Here is a 6656-nt window from a genome sequence, read left to right as displayed (position 1 = left end):
CCCCCCCCCCCCCCCCCCCGAAACCTACAAAATAGCGAGTGCGGAGAGCGGGAAATAGCTCCCAAGAATATAAGTAATGAGTAATTGGTAATGAATAATGATAACTCTAGCATATTCGCAATAAAAAAACCAGCCAAAAATGACTGGTTTTACTATTATATTGTAAACTTACAATTACTTTTTATCGTGCAACTGACTGTAAATATTATGAATAAGTCCATCTGCAACAGAGATTTTCGGAACAAAAATTCTATTGATATCAGACCATGTCATAACATTATTGAAAATCTTCAAAGCATGCGCCACAACATCGGCTCTGTCTTCTCTGAGGTTGTGTTTTGTCATTCTTTCTTCCACAGAAAGTTCATTAAACTCTTTGTACACCTTTTTAAGATGAGAAAGAGTCATCGCTTTTCCGTCTTTGGTTTTGCTCATAGAGAAAACTTTGTTGATGTTTCCGCCCGAACCGATGGCAACAATAGGTTTTTTGCTTGAAATATTATTGTTGATCTCTTCTTTCATCTCCTTCCAATTATCGAAAGTCACAAGATTGTTCAGTAAACGGATCGTTCCGATGTTGAAAGATTTTTCATAGACCATTTTACCGTTTTCGTAAAAGGTAAGCTCGGTAGAACCACCACCAACGTCAATATATAGATAGGCGAATTCTTTGTCTAAGCCTTCTGCAACATGGTTTTCATAAATCAGGGTTGCTTCTTCGTCTCCTGAAATGATCTCGATTTCAATTCCGGAAGCTTTTTTTACGTGTTTAATGATTTCCTGACCGTTGGTTGCATCACGCATTGCGCTCGTTGCACAAGCTCTGTAATGTTCAACTTTGTAGATTTTCATTAAGTCACTGAAAATTTTCATGGAATCGATTACCATTTTTTCTCTTTCTTCACCGATCTTTCCCAATGTAAAAACATCCATTCCTAATCTCAGAGGAATTCTCAGAAGATTAAGCTTGATGAATTCAGGCTTATTGTTGTTGATTTTTACTTCATTAATTAAAAGTCGGGCTGCGTTACTACCAATGTCTATAGCTGCGATCTTCATTTTTTGCTTGTTTTAGCTTTTAAATATTTATAAGTCTCTATCTGAGAACGGCATTCTTCTTTTCCATTGCTGATGTATTCGTTGCTCAATTTTTTGTCTAAAATACGAGCTTTTACGTTATCTCTCAACTGAATGTCCAGAATTTCTTTTAATTCTTTCTTCAGATCTTTGTCGGTGATCTTGGCTGCGGCTTCAATTCTGTAGTCAAGGTTTCTGGTCATCCAGTCTGCTGAGGAAATATACATATCTTCCGCACCTTTATTGTAGAAATACATTACTCTGGCGTGTTCCAGATATTCATCCACAATACTGATGGCTTTTATTTTTTCTTTGAAATCTTTCTGATTTACAGCACAATAAATACCTCTTACAATGATTTTTATGACAACACCGGCAATAGAAGCCTCGTATAGTTTTGTAATTAAAGCACGGTCGCTCACCGAATTGGCTTTAATGATCATTTCGGCTCTTCTTCCTGCTTTTGCTTCCTCGATTTCTTTGTCGATGTGATGAACGATCTTTTCACGCATAAACTGTGGACAGACCAATAAATTTTTACAAGTCTTTAAAACAGGTAAATAATCTTCTTTCGGTTTCTTTAATACGTTGAAAATTTTATTAATATCTGCCATCACATGACGATCTGAAGTCATTAATAAATGATCTCCGTAAATTCTTGCCGTTTTTTCGTTAAAGTTCCCTGTGCTTACAAAACCGTATTGAAGGGTTTTATTTTGCGCTCTTTTCTTAATGATACAAAGCTTGGCGTGAACTTTTTTGTCAGGAATTCCCACTAAAACAGTGATTCCTTCTGGTTCCAGCATTTCTTTCCATTTTAAGTTAGATTCTTCGTCGAATCTTGCCTGAAGTTCAAGCATTACGGTAACATCTTTACCGTTTCTTGCAGCATAAATCAAAGCATTAATGATTTTTGAACTGCTCGCCAAACGGTACGCCGTGATTTGAATTGATTTTACATCAGGATCCATTGCGGCCTCACGAAGAAGATCAATTACAGGAGTATATTTATGGTAAGGGAAGGTAAGAAGTACATCTTTTGCAAGAATAACGTCCGTTACTCTTTCGCCATGTTCAAAAGCTTGATGTTCAAAAGAAGTTCTTTCCGCAGGTCTTGCATAAGATTCAAAAACATCAGGGAAATCCATGAAATGCTTGAAATTATGAATTTTTCCTCCCGGAATGATGCTGTCTTTCTTGGTTAAATTCAGTTTGCGGATAAGCAATTCCAGCAAAGCTTTATCCATATCTTTATCGAAAACAAATCTTGTCGGTTTCCCTTTTCTTCTGTTTTTAATTCCTTTTTCTATTTTTTCTGCGAAATTGGTTCTGATATCGTTATCAAGATCCATTTCGGCATCTTTTGTTACTTTGAAGGCATTTGCAGCAAATTCGTCATATCCGAAATAAGAGAAAATATGCGGTAAATTGAATGTAATGACATCTTCCAGCAACATTACATTTTTTTCTTCCGGATCTTCTGTTGGAAGCAACACAAATCTTCCTACAAAACGCGACGGAATTTCAATAATCGCATAATTACTTGAATATTGCCAGTCTTTTTTTCTCATCGCAACACCCAAATAAAGACTTTTATCCCTCATATAAGGCATTGGCGTGTTTTCGTGAAGTAAAATAGGAATAACATTAGCTTCCACAACTTCATCGAAATATGTTCTTACAAACTCTTTTTGTCTGGCCGTTAGATTTTTTGAATTTTTAATGAAAACCTTTTGATCCGCCATTTCGGTCTGAATTTTTTTCCAGGTCTTATCGAAATTCTGCTGATGTTTAATAACAATTTCATTAATATTTTGAAGGATCTTGGAAGGTGGCTGATAAAAAGATTCAGCGATTACTTTTTCCTTAAAATCCATGGCGCGCTTTAATCCGGCAACCCGCACTCTGAAAAATTCATCTAAATTATTGGAAAAAATCCCAAGAAAGCGGATTCTCAGATGTAAAGGTACATTTTCGTCCATTGCTTCCTGCAAAACTCTTTCGTTGAAGGCAAGCCATGTGATATCTCTCGGATTAAAGTGTAATGACATTCTCTAGTTTATAATTTATCAAAAATAATAATTCATATGCTTTTCAACTATTTTTCTAGGTTAAACTTTGATTAATTTTTAATGTTTTAAATAAAGAACAAAAGAAAAGATAATTTTCTGTAAGGATTCTGAAACGATTCCGACTATAGTTATAAAGATAAATTATAACCACAAAAAATTATTTATGAAAAAGTATTTATTATTAATCATCGGTTTATTTATGACTAATATGTATGCACAGAGAGGATGTGCAACAGATCAGAAAATGAAAGAGTTTTTTCAAAAAAATCCTCAGGCTTTAGAAAGAAAAGCAGATCTTCGTAACTTTCTTATTAAGAAAAATAATACGGCGAAATCTCCTCAAACTGTCATTACTATTCCTGTGGTTGTGCATGTATTATATAAGAATGCGACGCAGAATATTTCTGACGCTCAAATTGCATCTCAAATTGCAGTTTTAAATAATGATTTCAGAAAGATGAACTCAGACTTTAATACCGTAGTTCCGAATGCATTCAAACCAATGGCTGCAGATCTGGAATTGGCTTTCTGTATGGCAACAAAAGACCCCAACGGAAACCCAACAACCGGTATTGAAAGGAAATCTGTAGCTTCAAATTTTGATTTTGAAGGATATTATTATGATGCTTCAGGAGCTTTGGCCTGGGATCCTACGAAATATTTAAATATCTGGATAGGTGATTTACCTCCCGGATATTTGGGTTGGGCATATTTGCCGGATGCTGCAGGATCTGAACTTGATGGTCTTGCTATTGGATATCAATTTTTTGGAACAACTGGAACGGTTTCCTTGCCTTTTAATAAAGGAAGAACAGCGACTCACGAAATCGGACATTATTTTGGATTGGAACATATTTGGGGACTTAACGGAAGTGCTTGTGGAACTCCTGATAATGATGATTTTTGTGCAGATACTCCTGCTACCGACGGTCCGTATTATGATTCACCTACATTTCCAGATAATCAATTAACATGCACACCCTCTGCAAATGGCGCTATGTTTATGAATTTTATGGATTATGTAGATGATGCCGCAATGGCTATGTTTAGTAATGATCAGAAAACAATTACAAGTAATACAATGGCAGGCCCGCGTGCCAGTTTACTCAATGCCAATGGATGTTCTTCTGCTGTTTTAGGTACAAGTGAAAGTGAAAAAGCTACTTCAATCAATATTTTTCCCAGTCCGACAACAGAATACATTTCTATAGCTTCACCTATGGTTAAAATTAATGAAGTAGAGATATTTAATTCAGAAGGAAGATTAGTGAAAAAAGCTTTTATTAAAAATGAAACTGACAAAATTGATATCAAAGATTTTGCATCCGGAATTTATTATGTAAGAACCTATAGTGACAAACAGTTCGTTAAGTCTCTGAAATTTATTAAGAAATAAGTGAAAAAATTTCCAATTATTTATATTAAAACCTCGATTATTTCGGGGTTTAATTTTTTAATATGTCAATTTGTCACAAAAAACTATATGGTACAGATATTGAGAAATAGAGATTGTAATTAATAATTAAAATTAGAAAAAATATAAATATTATGAGTAAAATAATTGGAATTGACTTAGGAACAACCAACTCTTGCGTTGCAGTAATGGAAGGTAAAGATGCTGTTGTTATTCCTAATGCAGAAGGTAAAAGAACGACTCCTTCTATTGTAGCATTTACAGAAGATGGTGAAAGAAAAGTAGGAGATCCTGCAAAAAGACAGGCTGTAACGAATCCAAAAAAGACAGTATATTCTATCAAAAGATTTATTGGAACTCATTTTAAAGATGATGCAAGTGAAATTTCAAGAGTACCTTACGAAGTTGTAAAAGGTCCGAATGACACTGTAAAAGTTAAAATTGACGATAGAGAATATACTCCACAGGAAATTTCTGCAATGACGCTTCAGAAAATGAAGAAAACTGCTGAAGATTATCTTGGACAAGAAGTAACAAGAGCGGTAATTACTGTTCCGGCTTACTTTAATGATGCGCAAAGACAGGCTACTAAAGAAGCAGGAGAAATCGCTGGTCTTACAGTAGAAAGAATTATCAACGAACCAACTGCAGCTGCATTGGCTTACGGTATGGATAAAGCTCACAAAGATCAGAAGATCGCTGTTTATGACCTTGGAGGTGGTACTTTCGACGTTTCTATCCTAGATTTAGGAGACGGAGTTTTCGAAGTATTGTCTACAAACGGTGATACACACTTAGGAGGTGATGACTTTGATGATGTAATTATCAACTGGATGGCAGACGAGTTCAAAGCTGAAGAAGGAGTAGAATTAAAATCTGATGCAATCGCACTACAGAGATTAAAAGAAGCTGCTGAAAAAGCAAAAATTGAATTATCTTCTTCTCCACAAACTGAAATCAACTTACCATATATCACGGCTACAGCTACAGGTCCTAAACACTTAGTGAAGACTTTAACTAAAGCTAAATTCGAGCAGTTAGCTGCAGACTTAGTAAGAAGATCTATGGAGCCTTGTAAAAAAGCGCTTTCTGATGCAGGTCTTTCTATCTCTGATATCGATGAGGTGATCTTGGTTGGAGGTTCTACAAGAATCCCTATCATTCAGGAAGAAGTTGAAAAATTCTTCGGTAAAAAACCATCTAAAGGAGTAAACCCTGACGAAGTAGTAGCAATTGGTGCTGCAATCCAAGGAGGAGTTCTTACAGGAGACGTAACAGATGTATTGCTTCTTGACGTTACTCCACTTTCTTTAGGTATCGAAACAATGGGTTCTGTATTCACTAAATTAATTGAATCAAACACTACGATCCCAACTAAAAAATCTGAAGTATTCTCTACAGCTTCTGACAACCAGCCGGCTGTAAGCATCAGAGTAGGACAAGGTGAAAGACCAATGTTCAACGATAACAAAGAGATCGGTAGATTTGATCTTACTGACATTCCACCAGCACAAAGAGGAGTTCCTCAGATCGAAGTAACTTTCGATATTGATGCAAATGGTATCCTTAGCGTTTCTGCTAAAGATAAAGGTACAGGTAAAGAGCAGTCTATCAAAATCCAAGCATCTTCAGGTCTTTCTGACGAAGAAATCGAAAGAATGAAAAAAGAAGCTCAGGAAAACTCTGCATCTGATGCGAAGAGAAAAGAAGAAGTTGAAATCTTCAACAAAGCTGACGGATTGATCTTCCAGACTGAAAAGCAATTGAAAGAGTTTGGTGATAAATTATCAGCTGACAAAAAAGCAGCAATCGAAGCAGCTCACGCAGAATTGAAAACAGCTTTCGAAGCTAAAAACGGTGATGATGTGAAAGCTAAAACTGAAGTTTTAGATGCAGCTTGGATGGCAGCTTCAGAAGAAATGTATGCAGCAGGACAACAGGCAGAAGGAGCAGGAGCTCAAAACCCTGGAGGTAATGCAAACGGTGCAGAAGATGTACAAGATGCAGACTTCGAAGAAGTAAAATAAGCAGTCACAGACTGATTGAATATAAAATCCCCGAGCGAAAGCGAGGGGATTTTTTGTATTTGTAAT

The 6656-nt window shown here is 36.0% G+C and carries 4 protein-coding genes; 2 read left to right on the top strand and 2 right to left on the bottom strand.

Features of this window, described 5'->3' with window-relative positions; all coding sequences use genetic code 11:
- Positions 1-174: 174 nt before the first annotated feature.
- Both AC1Q7L_RS20625 and ppk1 read right to left on the bottom strand, forming a co-directional pair.
- On the bottom strand, positions 175-1059 hold the full coding sequence (locus tag AC1Q7L_RS20625) for a Ppx/GppA phosphatase family protein (RefSeq protein ID WP_410692352.1): 885 nt from the start codon (positions 1057-1059) through the stop codon (positions 175-177).
- Positions 1056-3128 (bottom strand): polyphosphate kinase 1, encoded by a 2073-nt coding sequence (gene ppk1 / locus AC1Q7L_RS20620; RefSeq protein ID WP_410692353.1) that lies wholly within the window; start codon positions 3126-3128, stop codon positions 1056-1058. Before ppk1 ends, AC1Q7L_RS20625 begins: the two co-directional genes overlap by 4 nt.
- 184 nt (positions 3129-3312) lie before the next feature.
- On the opposite strand from ppk1, the gene AC1Q7L_RS20615 reads away from it, so the two are divergent.
- Together AC1Q7L_RS20615 and dnaK are read left to right on the top strand one after the other, a co-directional pair.
- Positions 3313-4545, top strand: a complete 1233-nt coding sequence (locus AC1Q7L_RS20615; protein ID WP_492307462.1) for a M43 family zinc metalloprotease — start codon at positions 3313-3315, stop codon at positions 4543-4545.
- Between the two features lie 152 nt (positions 4546-4697).
- On the top strand, positions 4698-6590 hold the full coding sequence (dnaK, locus tag AC1Q7L_RS20610) for a molecular chaperone DnaK (protein ID WP_492307463.1): 1893 nt from the start codon (positions 4698-4700) through the stop codon (positions 6588-6590).
- Positions 6591-6656: the final 66 nt, after the last annotated feature.

This window comes from Chryseobacterium sp. GW823-FHT05E08, assembly GCF_058795655.1.
Note: the sequence above shows the minus strand (reverse complement) of the source record. Positions and strands in the feature narration are given on the sequence as shown.